This is a genomic window from Paraburkholderia sp. UCT2, assembly GCF_014397665.1.
GTDB lineage: Bacteria > Pseudomonadota > Gammaproteobacteria > Burkholderiales > Burkholderiaceae > Paraburkholderia > Paraburkholderia tuberum.
Map to the genome: position 1 here is coordinate 81,574 of NZ_VZQO01000014.1, position 20,255 is coordinate 101,828.

Consider the following 20,255-nt stretch of genomic DNA (forward strand, 5'->3'; position numbering starts at 1 on the left):
TCCGGGCGATCCTTCATGATAACCAGGACCGCGCATGACCAAACCCACCAAAAAGCAGCAATCTCCCACCCGTCCCCCTGTAGACGCTCTCCAGTATGAACGTCTCGCGCTTGCCGCCTTCCATCTTTGCGACCGGCAGGGGCAGCAACTCCGACATCTGATTACACTTGCGACCTCGATGTTCAGGAGTCCTGCTGTGACTGCCGAGGAAAGGCACGAACACCGGAACTTGCTGGAGGTGATGATCCAGCTCGGCGAGGACTACCACGCCGCCAATCGCTGCGATCAGGAACTGTTCACGGTGCTTGCACTCGACGCCAAGGGGCTTCCTAACCGCCAACTGACACCGGCGGACGCGGCAGCGATTCTGGCTGACGCTGCGCACGGCGCGAACGGGAAACTGGCGGCTATGGACGCTTCGTGGACAAAGCACTAACTGGCGCCGATCACTTACGGAGAAGGCGGCTCAATGCCGCCTTTTTTCTGGGTGTCGATGCAGAACCATGCATCATGAATCGATTGCATCGTGCATCTGTTAATGATTGTTAATTCCAGGTTATCTCGATTTAATTTCGTTGACCGGCTGGAATTTAAATGATCAGTTATCGGTTTTGCGAACTGATTCAGGAAAAGGGATTACGTAGTCCGGCATTGACCGGAGGGCGTTAGGTTCCTTTTGCTGAGTCGCGTCCTGACTTCAAGGAGATATCCGTTTGTCTGCCGATACACATGAAGCCTGTCCCTACCAGTTACATTCTTCGCTTCGCCTGTATGCGATGGTGAACAAGCCACTTGATGCTCCATCCGTCTCTCCCGGCAGTCACTACTGCGGTGACATGCAGATGCTTTGCCACCGCACAGACCACGGGCGCATGATCTGCACCTATCTGAGTCCGCTCGATGCGATCTTGGGTTCAATGGACCTGCACGATGACGAAGATCACTTCTGGCCGATTGATTTCAGGTGTGTCGATACCCGTCATTTTCTTGAGCAGAACGGAAGCCTGAACGTATCGGTTAACTACGCTTTCGCTGCGGATCGCGGCCGGATTGTCGTCGGCAAGCGCGCGCAACCCATCATGGTCTACACCGGTGACTCGTTTGAGATACCGCGTGAACAATGGGACCACTTTTCCATCCGGTTTACGGGGCGCGTCGTTGACCGGATTGAAGACATCCTCACGAAAGCAGGCTTGTCAAACTTCGCCGAAACGCTCGAAGCAATGGATGGTTGGTCAACTGCGCAGATTCACGATGCAGTTGAGCAGGCAATAGCCAGGATGCCGCCGACCATTGCGGCGGAAGAACTTGGCAAGTCCTCTATGGACCAGTGCACAATCTATGACCCGGAATCGGGTGACTGGCACTTTGTCGATTTTGACTAATCCAGAAACTTTCAACAGGGTGAATGACTATGAGGCTTGCACTGGTTCGACATGGCGACCCGACCACCACCAGAGGATTCGTTATCGCGCTTTCGTCCACGATGTTTGATGGCGGAAAACATATTGCCTTGCATGGTGAGGAGGCGACGTGTGGCAACTGCAAGGGCGTGTTCAAGATCATCGGCACCGGTGACGGCGTGTCAGAAAATAACAGGAATGCCGTTGTACACGGTGACAAGGTGCTATGTCCTTGCGGAAAAAACCGTGTAATCGCGGGTGCAGATGCAGGAATGTTCATTCATCTCAACACCGGCTCGGACAGTACGAGGGCGAGTGATTCGACGAACACCGCACGCACGAACGGTGTTGCCAGTCACTGGATTTCTTTTGCGCTACAGGAGCGCGGAAGTTGCGCGGGTCTGCGCTGCGTTGCGTACTTCAATGACGGTTCAGAAGAATACGGCACGTTCAGTGCAGATAATACAGTGCGCTTCGAGCGCTTTGACAATGACAGTGCATGTTCGCGCCTTGAGATATTACCAGGCGACAACGCGAACGGCTCAGGCTCAGTAACCGAATCGCTTCTCTTAGCAATTGGAGAGTAACAGATGCCGGGAATTTACTATGCAGCAGTAGATGGCGATCCACTGACGAGTGGCGAAGGCGGCCAGGTATACGCAAGCGGTAAGGTGGGGACCATCACCGACGAAAGCGGACGGCCGCGCCGCATGGTGTTCATCGGAGACGATGCCTATTGCGCGAAGTGTAAAAGCACTGGCTCTGTCACGTACGGCGCTGGCGTTAACGACCGCAAACGGATGGTCGACTTGGTGAATGGTGGGCGGCTTCAGGCCGTCGGCGGTGACATCGTCCTCTGCAAGTGCACTAATCCTCCACGCATCATCGCCATGTATGGCACGAAATGGAGAATTATCGACCGTGGAGATGCGGACACGATTAGCAGGCAGGCTACCCCCTCGCCCGCCGTCAATCACTGGATCAGTTTCACTTTGACTGAACCGGGGAACTGCGAGGGCTTGCAATGCGTTGCCCACTTCGCCGATGGAAGCCAGGAGGCCGGGGTGTTCGACGCAAAAAACAAGGTGCGTTTTGAACGTGCAAGCAATAGCACTGCATGCAGCCGGATCGAATTCCTGTTCGACGGCGGCTCGGATATTTCGGGCTCAGTTACCGAGTCTCTTCTGGCAGCGATGGCGGAATAGGCATGGCCGGCATCTACTATCCGGTTGTCAAAGGCGATCCGCTTAATAGCGGCGGCAATGGCCAGATTATCGGCGGTTCCCCTCACTGCGCCATCGAAGGGCCGGACGGTCAGGACCGCGTTGAGTTGGTATTAGACGATAACGCGGACGCTTCCGGCTCTGTAACCGAATCAATTCTTGCATCAATTGCGGGGTAAATATGTCAGAAATTCAAGGAGATAAGAAAAGCGTCGTAGTCGATGGGCAATTCCAAACCAAGCAAAGTCATGAAATAGGTGCGGGCTTTCTCAAAGCACAATTAGATGCCTTTGAGGCGGCTGCGCTATTTGTATCTCATGGCATTATTACCGATGAATTCGTAAGGCAGCAATACAAGGCACATATCAAGCGAATTTCCACTTCGGTTAGACAGGCTGTTGAAAATGGAAACTTGTCCGTAAAGGAGGCGGCTGAATATTGCAGCCAAGTTCGAGACCAATTATTCGTTGAATATCGCAAATATACATCGGCCATTGGCATTGCGGGAGCGGAGGCTATAAAGCTGAAATCAAGGGGATTTGAATACTACCTTAATAAATACGCAAACGCGAAATATGGCGTTGACTTTAAAGTTCTAAATGGCGATCAGCGAGCTACGGTTTATTTCGAAACAATTCTTTCAGCTGGTCGCGATAACGTAAAAGTCACCAAAGGAACAAAAATACAAAAAGGTCTTGGGGTTACGGCCATAATCGTAGTTGCCATCTATGCAGTCGGCGCAATTATTAATGCAAAAGATAAAATTAGGGAGGCGGCAAAACAAGGCGATATCATTGCCGCAGGTTTCATTGGTGGCGCTATTGCTGGTGGTGCGGTTTCGTTCTTGTGTGGCCCCGCAGAGCCGGTATGCGCAGTAGCCACGGTGTCTATCGGGGCGGCTATGGGCAGTCAGGTCGGAGAGCACATACAGGACTGGTATGATTCGGCTCTAACAAGCTTTAAGAGCATTATTGCCAATTAAATCCCATAGCCGGCTTGCAATAGACTATTGCGAGCCAATCTTTATTGTGAAATTTTGCCAGAGTGTCGTATCGTGACCCCCGAAAATCTTGCGCGTCGCCGACCAGTTTGGGCGGCAATGAGTGACCTGTTTCTCGATACCGAGACGCGTTGGGAGGTACCATTTGTCGCGCGCAGTTGCGCCGAGTCGGGTTATGACGATGCAACACTGGAGCGCATCTTCTGGATCGAGGTATTCCCCGAGACGATGGGCAATATTCTTTCAATTTTTGGTGAATGGCGCGCACTCGACTTAAACGAAGCCGCGCTAATCGGTCGTGCGAAAGCAGGTAGGATGCCGTGGTTGCGACGGCAATTGTGGGGAGGAATGGTGAAATCGGAGTGGCGTAGTGTTTGCGCGGTAGTGCAATGGCTGCGTCCGCTAGATGAGTTCCAGCGGACGCAGTTTACCAAGGCACTCCATTTGTGCGGTCGCTACTATTTCGAAACACCCGGCGAATTACCCTTTGGTATTTCGGAAAAAGAGATTGACGCTGTGCATGAGTTATTTCCTGATGCCTGGGGGCGTTATGAGCCTGTGTGTCGTTCGATGTTGCTAAAGAGCGAAGCGTCAACACACGACGCACGAGCGGCGGCTGTACGAAAGCTTTGTGCTAACCATCCGGGGAGTGCCAATGTTTGATCGACTTGTGGCAGACGGGGACCGCAACACTACCCGGATTCATCCTTGCACCATGCGAGGGGAAATCCCGACGACTACCTCGCAATAGAAATCATGGTTGCGCCAACCTGTCCTCCGAGGGGAGGTCATCGGTGCAATACGGAACCGCCTCCAAAGGAACGACCGCCAGCGAACTAGACGTTCGGTTGGTACGCGTAAACGTGAAAAGGCCCGCTCCGTTCGGGCCTTTTCAGTGTTATGCCTGTTGCCACCGATTGACGCGTTGGGGCACTCCCTCGCGGTGCCACTTGCGCCGTTCTGCTGCGATCTTCTCCAGCAGTTGCAACACCGCTTCGCGCTTGCCGGCTTTATCCGCCCGTTCCATAGCGGCCCGATATTCGTCGCGCGTCGCCTCGACGCCATCACAGCACCGGTTCACCACCACGGTAAGCGCATCCATCGGCGGCCCGGCATACCGGTCGCGCAACGACGACAGAGCGTCAGGCAAGAGTCCCGTCAGGTCGTCGGTCTGCAACACAGCGGCGCTGATTCTCAGCACAGGTTCCATCCACGCCAGCAATTCTGACGAATGCTGCTTTCGCACTTCGAGCGAGCGAAGATTGTCGTAGCAGCGCTTCCTGTTGTTATGGTCGAACGTGGCGGGCGCGAAACGATACGTGAACTCGGTTCGCGTCCATCCGAGGTATTCACGCACATGGGAGACATTTGCACCAAGCCTCATTTCCCTACCTCCAAAAGGCAAAAAAAAACCCGCACACAAAGGTGCGGGCATTACCACACACGTCGCGGCCCGAGGATGGGACCGCGACGCTTTACAACGCGATGCTATCCATCCAGGGTGGCTGCGGACGTGCGCGGGCGCTGCGCACCGGTCAGCACATCTCTCACTTCCGTTCTGCACCGGTATGTGCAGGAATGAAGCGGTCTTATGCTTGTGCTTGCAACTGAATCTCGCTTTTCCATCGATTTTTCTCCGGCGTTACAGGTGCGCGCGATGCGCGTTATCGTTTCGAGTCGCACGGTGTTCTGTTCGATGCGCAGAAGCGCCGGGCCGCGATGTATTTTCGATTTCAAGACCTCGGGGGCGCAGCAACTGCACAGGCTTGCAGGAAAGGACAAGCGCCAGTGTCTTTTGGGTCCGGTCGCGCAGCACGGGTAACGCTTCCATACCCTTGAAGGTCTTGGATGTACAGCCGAAGGCTTTGGCGCACTGGTCGATCGTCATGCGCCGGTACATTCGCCAGGCGGTAATCGGGGATCTGCCATCGATCAGGTGCGCCATCACGGCGTCGGGATACTCAGTGTCGTCGGGTGCAAATTGGGCCACATGGCCTTTTGGGGCAGGTACGGACTGGTAGGGTTTGGTGCAGGAGTCAGGTTGCGGGGTCAACTGCCCGGTCGTGCAGTCGTACACGTCCGCGAAGCGCTTCAGTGTCTCGACGCTGGGCACGTTATAGCCGCGTTCGTGCCAGAGAACCGTGCCGCGGGAGAGGCCCGCGAGTTCAGCGGCCTCAACGGGCGTAAGGTCTCGATAGAGTCTCCACGCCCGCAGGTTATAGTTGCCTTGCTCGATCAGTCGCGCAACCTCGTCGGGAATCGGCTCGACAAATACACGCGGAAAGAATACCTGCTGCTTCGCGGGGTGGCGGGGCGTCAGGGAGGCCGGTTCTTCCTGGCAGGACACCGCAGGAGCGCCTGATGACGTTTCCGACACCGTGGGGAACTCGACAGCTCGCGTTGCCTCCTGCATCAGCCGTTCTTCCGGCGTCAGAAACAGCCGTTCGGCGCGTTCACGTTTTGTCCGCGGTTCGGGGAGCGTGGGCCGGAACGGCGCATCGACCGAGACAGCAACATCGGGTACGCCTGTCAGCCCCGCGAGCGAACTGCGGTACGCGCCGCGTGGTGTTTTTTCTTCCAAAGCTGTCGCCTGTGCGCGTAGCGCGGCGTTCCTGAGTTCCAAAAACTGGTCAAACAACCATATCGGCATTTCAACCCGCAGTCGTTTCCCTTCGTGATCGGTTATGAACTGGCAGGAAGACAGATCAAACCCGTAATTCATTTGTAACCCCCCGGAAAAATAGCGCGGTCATCCGGGCCGCGCGCGTTACCCATTCGGCTCGGCCTTACGCGTAAGCGCGTGCATCCGGTCTTCCCATGCGCGCGCGTCATCGACGGTAATGACCACCTTGCGACCGAGGTGAACCTCGCGCGGTCCCCGTCCTGTGTGTCGTAGCCGGTAATAGAACGACCGGCTCAGGTGATAGGCGCCGCAAAACTCGTCAATCGTGAAAACGCGACGCGAATCCGTGTCAATGACAGCCGGTTTGGAACCGCGCCGCGCGCCGGTCGTCGGAGGAACGGATGTCGGGTCAGTCTCCTCTTGCATGACATGTCTCCACCGTTCGAGTGTTGGATGTACAGCAACATATTTATAAATGCCGGTGGACGCCTGTGGACAAGTGCGTTTTTCTATCGTCAGACCGAAACCGATTGCTTCCGCAGGCACAAAAAAAGCGCACGCTGTTGGGGCGTGCGCCTGGTTATTCAGAAAGCATAACGGAAGTGCCTGCGAGGTCGTCCGTTCAGGTTACGGGCGTGATGCGGGCACGGGGGCGACCCCGCTGCGGCACGCTATGGAGCCATACAATCTGTCTCGTGGTGCCAAATCCTGCCCCCGCAACCAACCGAAATCATTGAAGGGTTACAACGCATTGGCGTGTAACCCTTTTTTGTTTTTGTGGCCTTGCTCTGGCGATCGCCTTGACCGCCCCACCCTCAGGCGAAAAAAACGCGTCAACTGAATGACGCGCCAAGCTACGAGGCAATGTACAAGAGAGAAAAGATGACTGCGGTGGCCTCCATCGCAACCATCAGGACCGATGCTATCAGCGCATCCAAAAATCGACTGTCCAGCAATGTCAGACACGACGGCGCTCGCCGCCTTGGACGTCGTCTCGCGCAGCCCCTGTCGGCGCCTCAGTAATCCCTCGCCCCGGTGATAAACTCCTATCACCCTTTCTCGTCCCCTTTCCAATGAAATTCTGTTCTGTCTGCGGCCACGGCGTCAGTCTGAGCATTCCGCCGGGCGACAATCGCGAGCGCTTCGTATGCGGCAGTTGCGGTACCGTGCATTATCAGAATCCGCGTAACGTGGTCGGCACCGTTCCCGTGTGGGACGACAAGGTGCTGCTGTGCCGTCGCGCGATCGAGCCGCGCTACGGTTACTGGACACTGCCCGCCGGCTTCATGGAAATGGGAGAAACGACGGCCGAAGCCGCCTCGCGCGAAACGCTCGAGGAAGCCGGCGCCCGCGTCGAGGTGCAGAACCTGTTTTCGCTGCTGAATGTGCCGCACGTTCATCAGGTGCATCTGTTCTACATGGCGCGGCTGCTCGATCTCGACGTCGTCGCCGGCGAGGAAAGCCTCGAAGTGAAGCTGTTCGAGGAGCACGAGATTCCGTGGGACGAGATCGCGTTTCCGACCGTCGGCCAGACGCTGCGCTTTTTTTTCGCCGACCGCGCGGCCGGCAGTTTCGGCCTGCATACCGGCGACATCTTCCGCTCCCTGCGCGAAGGCTGAGCGGCGCGCATGGTTCCCTGGCTCGGAGCTGACGACCCGTTTCCGCCCGTCGAGCGTGCGCTCGGCGCCGCGAGCGGCGCGCCCGGTCTGCTGGCGGCAAGCGGCGATCTGCTGCCGTCGCGCCTCATCGACGCGTATCGGCGCGGCATCTTCCCGTGGTATTCGGACGGCCAGCCGGTGTTGTGGTGGAGCCCCGATCCGCGCATGATCCTGCGCCCCGCCGAGTTCAAGGTGTCGCCATCGCTGCGCAAGACGCTCAAGCGCGTATTGCGCGACGACGCGTGGGAAATCCGCGTCGATCACGATTTCGCCGCCGTGATGCGCGCCTGCGCGCAGGCGCCGCGCCACGGTCAGCGCGGCACGTGGATCACCGCCGACGTCGTCGAAGCGTATTCGTCGCTGCACCGCCTGGGCGACGCGCACAGCATTGAAACCTGGCTCGGGGGCGAGCGTGTAGCGGGGTTGTATGGCGTCTCGCTCGGGCGGATGTTCTTCGGCGAATCGATGTACACCGACGTCACCGACGGCTCGAAAATGGCGCTGGCCGCGCTGGTCGGCCACTTGCGACGTCACGAAATAGAAATGATAGACTGCCAGCAGAACACGTCGCATCTGGCGTCGCTCGGCGGCCGCGAGATAGCGCGCAAGGCGTTTGTCGCGCATGTTCGCGCGTCTGTCGGCGCGCCGGCCATCCCGTGGCGCTTCGACAAGACCGCCCTGCTCGACATCCTCGCGCGGGCGGCGTAGGAAAAATCAGGCCGAATCCGGTCCGCCGCCCTTCGAATAGCGGCATCAACCGCCGGGCGTGCCGGGTTTGCATTACCAGAGACGCTTCGAGAGCTGCCAACGTGACTCATCCCAACGAGCTGCCTCTTTCTCCGCTTTCCGCGCTGCAATTTTATGCAACGGCGCCCTATCCCTGCAGTTACCTCGACGGCCGCATCGCGCGCTCGCAGGTCGCCACTCCCAGTCACCTGATCAATTCGGACGTCTACACCGACCTCGTCAAGGCGGGCTTCCGGCGCTCGGGCGTGTTCACGTATCGCCCGTATTGCGACGGCTGCCGCGCGTGCGTGCCGGTGCGCGTGCCGGTCGAGCGTTTTCAGCCGAACCGCACGCAGCGGCGTGTATGGAGAAAGCACGGCGACCTGATCGCGACCGTCGCGCCGCTGCACTACGACGAGGAGCATTACGCGCTGTATATGCGCTACCAGTCGGCGCGTCACGCGGGCGGCGGCATGGATCGCGACAGCCGCGACCAGTACGAGCAGTTCCTGCTGCAAAGCCGGATCAACTCGCGGCTCGTCGAGTTTCGTGAGCCAGCGCCGCTGCAGCCCGATGGGCGACCTGACGGGCGACCTGACGCGCGGGGCGCGCTGCGCATGATCAGCATGATCGATATCCTCGGCGACGGGTTGTCGTCGGTGTACACGTTCTTCGAGCCGAGCCTGCCGCACGCGAGCTTCGGCACCTACAACATCTTCTGGCAGATCGAGCAGGCGCGCAGCCTGAACCTGCCGTACGTGTATCTCGGCTACTGGATTCGCGAAAGCCCGAAAATGGCGTACAAGGCGAATTTCCGGCCGCTCGAAGGCTTGATCGACGGCGCGTGGCGCGTGCTCGATCCGGCCAGCATCGACCTGCCGCCGGTCGATTTCGCGATGCATGGACGACGCGGGCCGCTCAGGCCGTAGTCGAGGCGCCGGCCGTCGAGTCGTTGCCGGGTCCTGCTCGTCGCCGGCAACGCCCCACCAGTCTCATCAAAGCCCAAAGCCGGTAAAATAGCGGGTTCCCATTTTCCGGCCGTCCGGCTTCATCCCGTGCTCAGCTCCCTTTATCCGCTCGTTCGCGCCCAACTCTTTCGCATGGACGCAGAAGACGCTCACCATCTGACTTTGCGCATGCTCGGCGCCGCCGGTCGCACCGGCCTCGCCGGCGCGCTCGCGGCGCGCGTGCCGGATTCGCCGCGCACCCTGATGGGCCTGACGTTCCGAAACCCGGTCGGACTCGCGGCGGGCCTCGACAAAGACGGCGCGTGCATCGACGGTCTGGCGGCGCTTGGCTTCGGCTTCATCGAAGTGGGCACGGTGACCCCGCGCGCACAGCCGGGCAATCCGCGCCCGCGCATGTTCCGGCTGCCGCAGGCGAACGCGGTGATCAACCGGATGGGCTTCAACAACGCCGGCGTCGACCAGTTCGTGAAGAACGTCCAGGCCGCGCGCTATAGCGGCATCCTCGGTCTTAACATCGGCAAGAACGCCGACACGCCGATCGAGCGCGCCGCTGAAGACTATCTGTACTGCCTCGAGCGCGTGTACCCGTTCGCGAGCTACGTGACGGTCAACATCTCGTCGCCGAATACGAAGAACCTGCGCCAGCTGCAGGGCGCCGACGAACTCGACGCGCTGCTCGCCGCGCTGAAGGACAAGCAGCAACGACTCGCCGACATGCACGGCAAGCTCGTGCCGCTCGCGCTGAAGATCGCGCCCGACCTCGACGACGAGCAGGTCAAGTCGATCGCCGACACCTTGCTGCGCCACAAATTCGAAGGCGTCATCGCGACCAACACTACGCTGTCGCGCACCGCCGTCGCCGGCATGCAGCATGCTGACGAAGCCGGCGGCCTGTCGGGCAAGCCGGTATTCGACGCGTCGAACGAGGTGATCCGCAAGCTGCGCGCCGAAGTCGGCGAGGCCGTGCCGATCATCGGCGTCGGCGGCATTTTCTCGGGCGACGATGCGCGCGCGAAGCTCGCGGCCGGCGCGTCGCTGGTGCAGCTTTACACTGGTTTCATCTACCGAGGTCCGGCGCTCGTCGCCGAATGCGCGCAGGCGTTGCGCTAGGCATCCGCGCCGCCGCATATAGACATAAACAAACGGTATTTAGGTTGCGATAGGCTCGTTTGCTATGCTCTCGACCGTCAAAACATCAGACGTACAAAGGAACACGATGAAATTCGGCCTGTTGAAGAAGCTCCTCGCCACCGCGCTGATCGGCGCGTCGCTGAGCGCCGTTACCGCGCACGCGGAAGACCTGCTCGACCAGGTCAAGCAGCGCGGCACGCTGCGTATCGGTCTCGAAGGCACCTTCCCGCCGTTCAACTCGAAAGCGCCGTCGGGCGAGCTGGTCGGCTATGACGTCGACATCGCCAAGGCGGTCGCGGCCAGGCTCGGCGTGAAGCCCGAGTTCGTCACGACCGAGTGGAGCGGCATCATCGCCGGTCTGCAGGCAGGCAAGTTCGATGTGATCGTCAACCAGGTCGGCATCACCGACGCGCGCAAGCAGACGCTCGACTTCTCGCCGGCGTACACGTACTCGGCGGCGCAACTGATCCAGCGCAAGAACGACACGCGCCAGTTCACCTCGCTCGAAGACCTGAAGGGCAAGAAGCTCGGCGTCGGTCTCGGCACGAACTACATGGACATGGCGAAGGCAGTGCCGGGCATCGACGTGAAGACCTACCCGGGCGCACCCGAATACCTGCGTGATCTGGCCGCCGGCCGGCTCGACGCGGCGTTGAACGACCGTCTGATGCTCGCGTACCTGCTGAAGAACTCGAACCTGCCGCTGCGCACCGGCGCGAACGTCGGCCCGGGCAACCCGTCGGGCATTCCGTTCAGAAAGGGCAACCCGAAGTTCGCGCAGGCGATCGACGACGCAATGACCCAGCTCGAAGCGGACGGCACCTTCACGAAGATCTCGGACAAGTGGTTCGGCATCGACGTCAGCAAGCCGATCAAGTAACACGCGTGGAGTCGAACGAAGGGCGGCATCGATCACGATGCCGCCCTTCGCGCTTTTGCGGCCCACGCGAGCTGCGGGAGCCGAACCGCGCGTCGCGTATACCCCAAGCCGCATCGCGCGGCCCGCGCCTGAACGCGCGCCAAAGTTTATGATGTGCGCTTTGTGCGTCAATAAGAACAATGCCCATGTCCATCACATCCCTGCTGCTCCAATCGGTGCCGGTGCTCGCACAAGGCGCGCTGCTGACGATCAAGTTCGCGATCCTGTCGATGATCTTCGGCCTGATCGGCGGCGCCATGCTCGCGCTGATGGGCATCAGCCACAGCCGTCCGCTGAACTGGATCGCGCGCGTCTACGTGAGCGTGATGCGCGGCACGCCGCTGCTCGTGCAGATCTTCGTGATTTATTACGGTCTGCCGAGCTTCGGCATTTCGCTCGATCCGACGCCGGCCGGCGTGATCGCGCTGTCGGCGAACGTCGCCGCGTATCTGTCCGAGAGCATGCGCGGCGCGATTCTGGGCATCCACCAGGGCCAGTGGCTCGCCTCATACAGCCTCGGGCTGTCGCGGCGTCAGACGCTGCGCTATGTGATCGCGCCGCAGGCGCTGCGCATCGCGGTGCCGAGTCTGTCGAACAGCCTGATCAGCCTGATCAAGGACACCTCGCTCGTGTCCGTCATCACGGTGACCGAGTTGCTGCGCAGCGCGCAGGAAATCATCGCGTCGACCTACCAGCCGCTGCCGCTTTATCTTGCGGCCGCGGCCGTGTACTGGGTGCTGTGTCAGGTGCTCGAGTGGGCGCAGCGCTGGTACGAACGGCGGCTGTCGCTGCCGACGCGGCACTGAGCGCCGCCCGCTCCTTTTCGTTGCCCGCAGCGGCTCATTCCCCAGCGAACTTGAGCCCCAACGCCGCGCGCGCCGCGTCGGCCATCGCGATCATCTGTCTCGACGTGTCGTGCGGCATCAGCGGACTCTCCAGCACACCCGCGCGGATCAGCTCGCAAAAGTGCGCGGTCTCGTAGTTCAAGCCGCCGCCTTCGAACGGTTCGTCGAGTTCGACGACGCGGCCATCCGCGTAACGGATCGTCGCGCGCGACGGGTTCCACCACGGCTCGTGCAGCGTCACGTGACCGCCTTGGGCCATCAGCAGCGCATCGCCCTTGCCATGCAGATCGAGCCCGCAGAATAGCTGCGCGATACCACCGCGCTCGTGCTGGCTGTTCAGACTCGCGAACGTATCGACGCCGGTCGCGCCAAGCCGGCCGAAGGTCTGCACGTCGCGTGGCGCGCCGAGCCAGTCGACCGCGAGAAACATCTCGTAGATGCCGATATCGAGCAGCGCACCGCCCGCATGCTCGAACGACAGCGACGGATGATCGGCCGGCACGCCCGGCACCGAGCAGCCCGCGCGCACGAGCCCGACCTCGCCGATCGGCTCGGCCGCGAGGCGCTCGCGCAACCTTCTGTAGAGCGGATAGAACGGCGGCTTCATCGCTTCCATGAAGAGCCGTTGCGAAGCGCGCGCGGTGTCGAGCACGCGCTCGAGCTGCGGACGATTGATACACGCGGGTTTCTCGCACAGCACGTGCAGCCCGGCTTGCAACGCGGCGATCGCATAGTCGGCGTGACTGTCCTGCAGCGTCGCGATATAGAGCGCGTCGATGCCGCTCGCGAGCAGCGTGTCGAAACTGTCGCAGACGGCGCCGCCGAATTCATCGGCGAACGCCTGGGCCGGTTCCACGCGACGCGACCACAGCGCCGCGAGCCGCGTCCGCGGCACGAACGCGAGCCCTTGCGCGAAGCGGCGCGCAATCCGGCCGGTGCCGACGATCCCCCAGCGGATCTCGCGCGATGAAGTGGTGTCCTGCGCTGCCCGATCGGTCGGTTGGGTGCTGGCTGCGTGCGGTGCCGCTGTCGTATCTGTCATCGTGTGTGCAAAGGTCCATGCGGTTCGGAACAGCCGCTATTGTCACCGATGCCGCTTGCGAACGCGGCGAACCCGGCCGATCGAACCATGCGGCATCACTGCCGCGCACCGACCTTCGACACCCCACCCCGCCGCTCCCGCCGGACGATCACAGATACGCTCAGCCCGCGCTCGCAATCACGCTCAAACCCGCGCCGGCGGCTCCGAGGAAAACCGCCCGCCGACCTCCTCGGCCGCGTAATCGATCATCGCGAGCGCAGCGATCTCGGCCTCCTTCGGATCGCGCCGCTCGATCGCTTCGATGACGCGCTGATGCGATGCGATCGCACTCTCCCACAGCCCTTCCCGGTCGTGCACGATCGGATTGAGGGTCGACAGCGCGCCGCGAATGATCGCCGCCATCTGCTTGAAGAACTGGTTGCCGCTCGCGATCACGATGCGCGTATGGAACAGCTCGTCGGCTTCCTGATAGCCGGCCTCGCCCGGACGGATCATGCGAAACCCCTCGAACGCCTCGCGAATCGCCGCGACTTCCGCGGCACTGCCGCGCGCGGCCGCCTGCGCCGACGCGCGCGGTTCGATCAGCATGCGAAACTCGATCACGTCACGCAGAAACATCGGATCGGGCTTCGCGCGGAAACGCCAATTGACGACGTCCTCGTCGATCATGCGCCAGTCGCTCATCGGCCGGATGCGCGTGCCGATCTTCGGCCGCACGTCGAGCATGTCGCGCGCGAGCAGCATCGATAGCGCCTCGCGCATCACGGTGCGGCTCACATCGAATTCCTTCGACAGCACATCCTGCGGCGGCAGAATCGCGCCGTATTTTTCCTCGACGATGCCGCTGACGAGCCCGTCCATGACTTTGCTCACCAACGAGCGATCCTTGTTTGCGTGTTCCATGACATATCCCCGAAGCGGTGTTGACCCCGCGTGGCCTGTTGATTGAAGGGCCCGTACGTATCTGTTATGCCAATAGAATCGTTTTTCGATACGTTGCAAGCTTCGAAACGGATGCGCCAGTGGGACACTTCCTGACAGGGTTATCCCTCTGAAGATTTGTTTCGTTCGTGTAACGCCATCTGTTTCGTCAGGCACAAAGCTCGCTCGTCAAGCGTGCCTGCGTTGCGGGGATTGATTTGTGCGCATTCGCACGTTGGCGTGATGAAATTGTCTGATTTGCACGGACGTGGTCGGACGCCTGCGTGTTCCGGCGAACAAAGATGTCGTGCGAAGCGCAAGCGGCGCAGTTGGGTCCGCGGCGCGCGGACGCCGCATCACGCCGAGTCTTCGTTCGACGCGCTCGCCGCGACCGCCGCATAGCGGCCGCCGAAGAACAGCAGCGGCGCGTGCTCGTCGAGCGAGAACACCAGCACCTCGCCGACGAACAGCGTATGGTCGCCGCACGGATGGCGGTCCACCACGCGCGCGGCCGCATGCTCGAGCAGCACGACGCCGGCGAGGCCGTCGACCGCCGCGAAGCGCGGCGCGCAAGGCGGCGCGAAGCGGCTCTGCGCCTCGCCCGCGAAATGCCGGCTGTGCGGCTGCTGCGCCTCCGACAGCACGCTGACGCCGAACAGCTCGGTGTCCATCAGCCGTGCAAGCGCACGATGTCGTCTTCGCCGGGATCGCCGCCCGAATGCACCTCGATGATTTCCAGCGGCGTCTTGCCAGCATTTTCGAGCCGATGCCTGACGCCCAGCGGAATCAACGTCGACTGATTCTCCGACAGCAGGAAGCGCTCGTCGCCGTCCTTGCTCGACGCGTCCCATACCGAGTCCCAGGCGCCGAGGCCCGACCAGCCCGCGTCGAGCGGCACCGTCACGCCGACGAGACGCGCGTCGGTGCCCATGCGCTCCATCACCGCATAGTCGACTGAGTCGGACGGACACGCGGCGAACGCGTCGCGCGCGAGATGCAGCGCGCCGGCATCGTCGATGCTCGCGCCTGCGAATGCGTCCTTGCAGGCCGCCGCGATCAGCGGACGGCACAGGCCGATCGCGTCGAGCCACACCGACGCGCGCACCACGAACATGCCACTGTTCCACCAGTACTCGCCCGACGCGAAGTAGCGCTCGGCCAGCTCGGCATCGGGCTTCTCGACGAAGCGCTCGATCGTCCGCGCGCCCCGGTTTCCCAAGGCCGCGGCGGTGCGGATATAGCTGTAGCCGGTCGCCGCGCGCTGCGGCGGCACGCCGAGCGTGACGATCGCGTCCCGCGAAGCATGCGCGAGCGCTTCGTCGAGCGCCGCGCCGAACGCCGCTTGATCGGCGATCGGATGATCGGCGGGCAGCGCGACCAGGATCGGATCGTCGCCGGCCGCGGCCGATGCGCGCGCGGCGAGCGCCGCGACGGTCAGCGCCGGAGCGGTGTTGCGCGCCATCGGTTCGAGCAGTATGCGCACCGGCTTGCGGTACTGCTCGACGCGCTCGAGCGTCGGCAGCCGCAGTTCCTCGCAGCAGACCACCAGCGGCGCGGCGGGCGGCGTGGTGCGGGCCGCGTCGGGCGCGGCCGGGTCGAACGCGTCGTCGAGCCGGCGCAGCGTCGCTTCGAGCAGCGACTGGTCGCCCATCAGCCCGATCCGCTGCTTCGGATTGCGTTCGCGCGACAGCGGCCACAGCCTCGCACCGGAGCCGCTCGCGAGAATCACCGGTTGCACGGTCAGTTCGCGCAGCGCGGCGGCGGTCCCAGCCTGCGGCGCGGGCGAATTACCTGGTTCTACCATTCGATTCATTTGCGATCCTCTCGAATCCAGATCCTGTTCACGGGCCGGCATGACGCCAGCAAGTGCCTCGTGGTCGCACGCGCGTTCAGTCGTATGCGCGCGACACACACTGCGGCCTGGGCGGCCCTGTCTGTCCGCGTGCTCCCTATGCTTCTCCGAACGGACGCAACGCCCCCGCGGCGCGATGTTCATCGTGCCTGTGCAGCTCGCCGTCGAGCGCCGCGCTGTCGGGCTGACGCAGCTTCGTGAAGCCGCCGCGATAGACGTTCTCGACGTACGACATGATGTTTTCCTGCGCCACCGACGACAGGATCGCGTGATCGGTGTGCTTGCAGAAGGCCACGTGAATGCGCGTGAAGCGCGCGAGCCGCGCGCCGCGCACGCCGAAGTAGCGCTCGAGCTCCTCGACGCCTTCGTCCAGCACACCGAACACCAGGTGCGTGTCGACGCCCCGTGCTTCGAGGTTCGCGAACAGATGCCGCTCGTCACGCGCGCCGAATTCGAGGCCACACAGTTGCTCGATCCGGTCGGCCAGCGTTTCGCCGGTCCGCGCGAGCTGGCGTACCACCAGCTCGCGCACGAGGCCCCAGCCGCCCGTCTCGCCCTTGAGCACGCGCAGCCATTTGCCCGGCTGCTTCATCGAGCGCATGTAGTTGCGCGTCGAGCCGAACGCGGACACCGGGATCATCGGCTTGCCGTGTTCGTCGCAGACGTTATGCCATCTGAACTTCTGCACGTTGACGATCACCGCGCCCACCACCGCCGCTTCGCGCGTCGCCGCATGCAGGCCGGTGTAGGCGCCCGAGCAGATGCCGAGCAGCAGCGCGCCCGCATGACCGCGCGCGGCAAGCCAGCGCGACGCGTACGCGGCGTCGCCGGCACTCGACTGAGAGTACAGCGCGTCGAGGCTCAACGTGTCGCACGACGGCATGCTGTCGCCGACACCACGGACGTCGATGCGCAGCGACGCGATCCCTTGGCGTGCGAGACGCCGCGCGAAATGTACGCCGAAACGCCCATTGCCGATCCGCGACACCGCGCCGGTATTGAGCAGCAGCACCGCCGGGGCGCGCGCCGCCGCGGCGCCGTCGGGCCGGCAGTAGATGCCGAACACCTTGCCCTCGTTCAGCCACACCGGCGTCTCGTGCAGCCTCGGCGCGACATAGTGCCCGCCCGCCGGCTCTTCGCCTCGCTCAGGCACGCGCGCCACCGTTTGGGCCGTTTGCGCGCTCCCCGCCAGCAGCCAGTTCTCGATGGTCTCGAACGCGGCGTGCGGTATTTCGCTTTCGAGCGGTTCCATCATGAAGCGGCTGTATTCGTCGAACGGGTGACGCTCGAGCTCGACGCCATGTTCGCTGTAATGCGCGGCGAGCGCACCGGCGCGCGCCGGGTTCAGTGAATCGAGCAGCAGCACGCGCGCGGCCGGCCGGCTCGTCGCGCGATACAGATCCGCCGCGAGCAGGCTTTGCAGCGTGTCGCGATACATGCGAAAGCCATACGCTTCGACGAACTCGTCGGTATCGGGCTCGACCACGCAATCCATCGCGGCCGGATCGTTCAACCACTGCCGGTAATGCGCGCGCAATTCGCGCTGGTAAGTCTTGCCCGACAGCACCGGCGACATCAGCACGAGACCGTGCACATCCCCAAGTTCCTGCGCGGCAAGCGCGGCCAGCATGCCGCCGAGACGCAGACCGCACACGCTGACACGCTCGACGCCGGTCGCCTCGCGCAACTGCGCGACCGCCTGCTTCACGCTGTCGATCCATGCGCGCCACAGGCCGGCGTCGGTCGGGTCGCCGGCTGAATCGCCGGTCGCCGGGTAGTCGAAGCGCAGCACCGGCATGCCGCGCGCGGCGAGGCGCTCGGCGAGCCGGCGCATGCCGCGATACGTGCACAGCGTGTCGTAGCCAAACGGGGAACACATCACAACGCCATCCGGGCCGTTGGCTGGATGCAACCAGCCGAATTTGCCGTCGAAGACGATGGGTCTCACGGTCCGCTCCTTACTCTTCCTTTTCAAATGATTACAACAAAGGTGCTCTCGCGCATATGTGCGTCGCGCCACATTGGTTTGGGTTCCGAATCGCGCTGCGCTGGCGTGTGTCGATGAGCCTGCTGTGCAGTGCAGCATGCCCCGCGCATGGACCGACGCGCGGCGGATCGCGTCGCTCATGCGCTGTAGTCGATGCCGGCGGCTGCGTGCAGCGGGCCGCGAGCAATACGTGGTGGAAACGGCGCGGGCGCGCCCGGGCATGCTCCGCAATGCGGTGCGCGCGGCCGGCTCGTGGCCAACCACCGCGCTACCCTATGACCTTTGCCATTTAACCCCCTCCTGATCGCGGCTATCTGTACGGCCACCCACACAGTCACGCGGCGCCCGGGGGCAAGATGCAAGACCAGCGAAAAGTTGATGCCGCCGCGTGTGTCCGCGCGGCCCTTCTCACCGGCCCGGCAATGGAACATGGAACGAAGCATCGTCAGGAACATCTTCATCAACTTTGCCGGCGCCGTCGCGCCGACCTTCGTTTCCCTCGTGACCGTGCCCACCTACATTCATCTGCTGGGCGCCGAGCGTTACGGGGTGATCAATCTGGTGTGGGCGCTGATCGGCTACTTCAGCGTCCTCGATCTGGGCACCAGTCTGGCGACCGAAAACCAGATCGCCAAAGCTCGCGCGGCCAGCGACGATTCGATCGAACCGATCTTCTGGAGTGCGTGGTTCATGAATCTCGGTACCGGCATCATCGGCGGCGCGCTGATTTATGCCGGAGCCATCGTCTACATCACCTACGGCGTGAAAATCGAGCCGACGTTCCAGCATGAAGTGATGGCGAGCCTGCCGTGGATCGCGCTCGCTGTGCCGATCGCGAACGTGACCTGGGTGTTCGCGGGCGCGATTACCGGCGTCGAGTGCTTCACGAGCTACAACATCAACCAGACGCTCGGCACCGCGCTGTTCCAGTTGCTGCCGATCGCGGCGGTCCTCTGCTTTTCGCCGTCACTCGCGATCGCGATTCCAGCCGCCGTGATCGCGCGTTTCGTCGGCGGCCTGATGCTGGGCGTGGCCGCCATTCGCGCGCTCGGCATTCGCCGTATCCGGATGCCGCAATGGCGCTTGATGATCGGGCTGTTCCGCAACGGCCGCTGGCTGCTGATGTTTTCCGGCGCCAACATGATCGCGTCGACGCTCGACCGCGTGTTCATCGGCGGACTGCTCGGTGCGCGCTTCGTCACTTACTACGCGACGCCGCAAAACCTGATCAATCGCTTGAACCTGCTGCCGCTCGCGATGGTGCGCACCCTGTTTCCGCGACTGTCGGCGGCGTCGCGCGAGGATGCGGATGCGCTCGCGCACAACGCGCTCGCGTTTCTCAATGGAGCATTTACGCCATGCGTGATCATCGCGCTGTTCGCCCTGAAGCCGTTTTTGCTGCTGTGGCTCGGACCGCAGCTCGCCGCCGCGGCGCCGGTCGCGAGCGTGCTGATCCTCGGCGTGTGGCTGAGCGGCCAGTCGAGCATCCTCGGCAGCCTGTTGCAGGCGCAGACCCATCCCGTGGCAGTGGCGAGCGTCAGCTGGCTTCAGTTGCCGTTCTTTACCGGCGCGTTATGGTGCGGCATCCACTGGTTCGGCATCATGGGCGCGGCGGTCGTCGTCGTGCTGAAGGTGCTGCTCGATTACTCGGTGCTGCTCGCGTTCTCACGGCTGCATGCATGGACGATCGTGCGCAACATGCTCGCGCATCTCGCGTTTCTGCTCGTCGCGCTCGCGCTCGCGGATTCGATCAGCGCGTTGCTGTTGGCGATCGTCGTCGCGCTCGCGTTGAGCGCGGCGAACTTCGGCATGTCGCTGCGCGGGTCGAGCGAGTTGCGCGACGCGCTTTACAGGCTCTGGCTGCGTTGCGCGCCGTCGTCCGGACGGGCACAAGGCTGAGTCCCGGCGCGCGCAATCAATGACGCCGGTCCACCGCTCGTTCACGGTCGGTGGACCT

Annotated in this window: 20 protein-coding genes and 1 pseudogene; 14 read left to right on the top strand and 7 right to left on the bottom strand. The window is 62.3% G+C overall.

Features of this window, described 5'->3' with window-relative positions:
* Positions 1 to 34: 34 nt before the first annotated feature.
* The 7 genes from F6X39_RS14160 to F6X39_RS14190 all read left to right on the top strand — a co-directional run bounded on the left by F6X39_RS14160 (position 35) and on the right by F6X39_RS14190 (position 4,289).
* A complete protein-coding gene (locus F6X39_RS14160) occupies positions 35 to 436 on the top strand; it encodes a hypothetical protein (RefSeq protein ID WP_187617056.1) in 402 nt (133 codons plus the stop codon).
* Positions 437 to 713: 277 nt separating this feature from the next.
* Positions 714 to 1,385, top strand: coding sequence for a hypothetical protein (locus tag F6X39_RS14165; protein ID WP_222945216.1), 672 nt, complete (start codon positions 714 to 716; stop codon positions 1,383 to 1,385).
* Positions 1,386 to 1,414: 29 nt separating this feature from the next.
* On the top strand, positions 1,415 to 1,990 hold the full coding sequence (locus F6X39_RS14170) for a PAAR domain-containing protein (RefSeq protein WP_187617057.1): 576 nt from the start codon (positions 1,415 to 1,417) through the stop codon (positions 1,988 to 1,990).
* Between the two features lie 3 nt (positions 1,991 to 1,993).
* The gene (locus tag F6X39_RS14175) at positions 1,994 to 2,608 is read left to right on the top strand and encodes a hypothetical protein (RefSeq protein WP_187617058.1); all 615 of its coding nucleotides are present in this window, start codon (positions 1,994 to 1,996) and stop codon (positions 2,606 to 2,608) included.
* 2 nt (positions 2,609 to 2,610) lie between these two features.
* Positions 2,611 to 2,805, top strand: a complete 195-nt coding sequence (locus tag F6X39_RS14180; RefSeq protein ID WP_187617059.1) for a hypothetical protein — start codon at positions 2,611 to 2,613, stop codon at positions 2,803 to 2,805.
* A gap of 2 nt (positions 2,806 to 2,807) precedes the next feature.
* A complete protein-coding gene (locus F6X39_RS14185) occupies positions 2,808 to 3,608 on the top strand; it encodes a hypothetical protein (protein WP_187617060.1) in 801 nt (266 codons plus the stop codon).
* A gap of 117 nt (positions 3,609 to 3,725) precedes the next feature.
* Entirely contained in the window at positions 3,726 to 4,289 is a 564-nt protein-coding gene (locus tag F6X39_RS14190; protein WP_187617061.1) for a hypothetical protein, read from the top strand.
* A gap of 235 nt (positions 4,290 to 4,524) precedes the next feature.
* Here the strand turns inward: F6X39_RS14190 and F6X39_RS14195 are convergent, their stop codons facing one another.
* On the bottom strand, positions 4,525 to 5,010 hold the full coding sequence (locus tag F6X39_RS14195; protein ID WP_187617062.1) for a hypothetical protein: 486 nt from the start codon (positions 5,008 to 5,010) through the stop codon (positions 4,525 to 4,527).
* Positions 5,011 to 5,268: 258 nt separating this feature from the next.
* Positions 5,269 to 6,348: a helix-turn-helix domain-containing protein gene (locus F6X39_RS14200; RefSeq protein WP_187617063.1), complete on the bottom strand. Its 1,080-nt coding sequence runs from the start codon at positions 6,346 to 6,348 to the stop codon at positions 5,269 to 5,271.
* A 974-nt stretch (positions 6,349 to 7,322) separates the two neighbouring features.
* Between F6X39_RS14200 and F6X39_RS14205 the strand changes: the two genes are divergently transcribed.
* From F6X39_RS14205 to F6X39_RS14230, 6 genes are all read left to right on the top strand, one after another.
* Entirely contained in the window at positions 7,323 to 7,868 is a 546-nt protein-coding gene (locus tag F6X39_RS14205; RefSeq protein WP_090804352.1) for an NUDIX hydrolase, read from the top strand.
* A gap of 9 nt (positions 7,869 to 7,877) precedes the next feature.
* On the top strand, positions 7,878 to 8,615 hold the full coding sequence (gene aat / locus F6X39_RS14210) for a leucyl/phenylalanyl-tRNA--protein transferase (RefSeq protein ID WP_187617064.1): 738 nt from the start codon (positions 7,878 to 7,880) through the stop codon (positions 8,613 to 8,615).
* A 101-nt stretch (positions 8,616 to 8,716) separates the two neighbouring features.
* Positions 8,717 to 9,562 (top strand): arginyltransferase, encoded by an 846-nt coding sequence (locus F6X39_RS14215; protein ID WP_184029302.1) that lies wholly within the window; start codon positions 8,717 to 8,719, stop codon positions 9,560 to 9,562.
* A 126-nt stretch (positions 9,563 to 9,688) separates the two neighbouring features.
* Positions 9,689 to 10,711, top strand: coding sequence for a quinone-dependent dihydroorotate dehydrogenase (locus F6X39_RS14220; protein WP_187617065.1), 1,023 nt, complete (start codon positions 9,689 to 9,691; stop codon positions 10,709 to 10,711).
* 106 nt (positions 10,712 to 10,817) lie between these two features.
* Positions 10,818 to 11,612, top strand: coding sequence for a cystine ABC transporter substrate-binding protein (locus F6X39_RS14225; RefSeq protein ID WP_090805719.1), 795 nt, complete (start codon positions 10,818 to 10,820; stop codon positions 11,610 to 11,612).
* A 185-nt stretch (positions 11,613 to 11,797) separates the two neighbouring features.
* Positions 11,798 to 12,457 (top strand): amino acid ABC transporter permease, encoded by a 660-nt coding sequence (locus F6X39_RS14230; protein ID WP_090804344.1) that lies wholly within the window; start codon positions 11,798 to 11,800, stop codon positions 12,455 to 12,457.
* Positions 12,458 to 12,491: 34 nt separating this feature from the next.
* On the opposite strand, the gene F6X39_RS14235 is transcribed toward F6X39_RS14230, so the two are convergent.
* The 5 genes and pseudogenes from F6X39_RS14235 to F6X39_RS14255 all read right to left on the bottom strand — a co-directional run bounded on the left by F6X39_RS14235 (position 12,492) and on the right by F6X39_RS14255 (position 18,259).
* A complete protein-coding gene (locus tag F6X39_RS14235) occupies positions 12,492 to 13,538 on the bottom strand; it encodes a Gfo/Idh/MocA family protein (protein ID WP_222945217.1) in 1,047 nt (348 codons plus the stop codon).
* Positions 13,539 to 13,721: 183 nt separating this feature from the next.
* On the bottom strand, positions 13,722 to 14,441 hold the full coding sequence (locus F6X39_RS14240) for a FadR/GntR family transcriptional regulator (protein ID WP_187617066.1): 720 nt from the start codon (positions 14,439 to 14,441) through the stop codon (positions 13,722 to 13,724).
* 374 nt (positions 14,442 to 14,815) lie between these two features.
* Positions 14,816 to 15,148 (bottom strand): annotated as a pseudogene (locus F6X39_RS14245) (flavin reductase family protein); the annotation flags it as partial.
* Positions 15,130 to 16,272, bottom strand: coding sequence for a mannose-1-phosphate guanylyltransferase (locus tag F6X39_RS14250; protein WP_187617067.1), 1,143 nt, complete (start codon positions 16,270 to 16,272; stop codon positions 15,130 to 15,132). The gene F6X39_RS14250 and the pseudogene F6X39_RS14245, both read right to left, overlap by 19 nt.
* Before the next feature lie 136 nt (positions 16,273 to 16,408).
* Entirely contained in the window at positions 16,409 to 18,259 is a 1,851-nt protein-coding gene (locus F6X39_RS14255; protein ID WP_187617068.1) for an alpha/beta fold hydrolase, read from the bottom strand.
* A 468-nt stretch (positions 18,260 to 18,727) separates the two neighbouring features.
* Between F6X39_RS14255 and F6X39_RS14260 the strand changes: the two genes are divergently transcribed.
* On the top strand, positions 18,728 to 20,197 hold the full coding sequence (locus tag F6X39_RS14260; RefSeq protein ID WP_187617069.1) for an oligosaccharide flippase family protein: 1,470 nt from the start codon (positions 18,728 to 18,730) through the stop codon (positions 20,195 to 20,197).
* Positions 20,198 to 20,255: the final 58 nt, after the last annotated feature.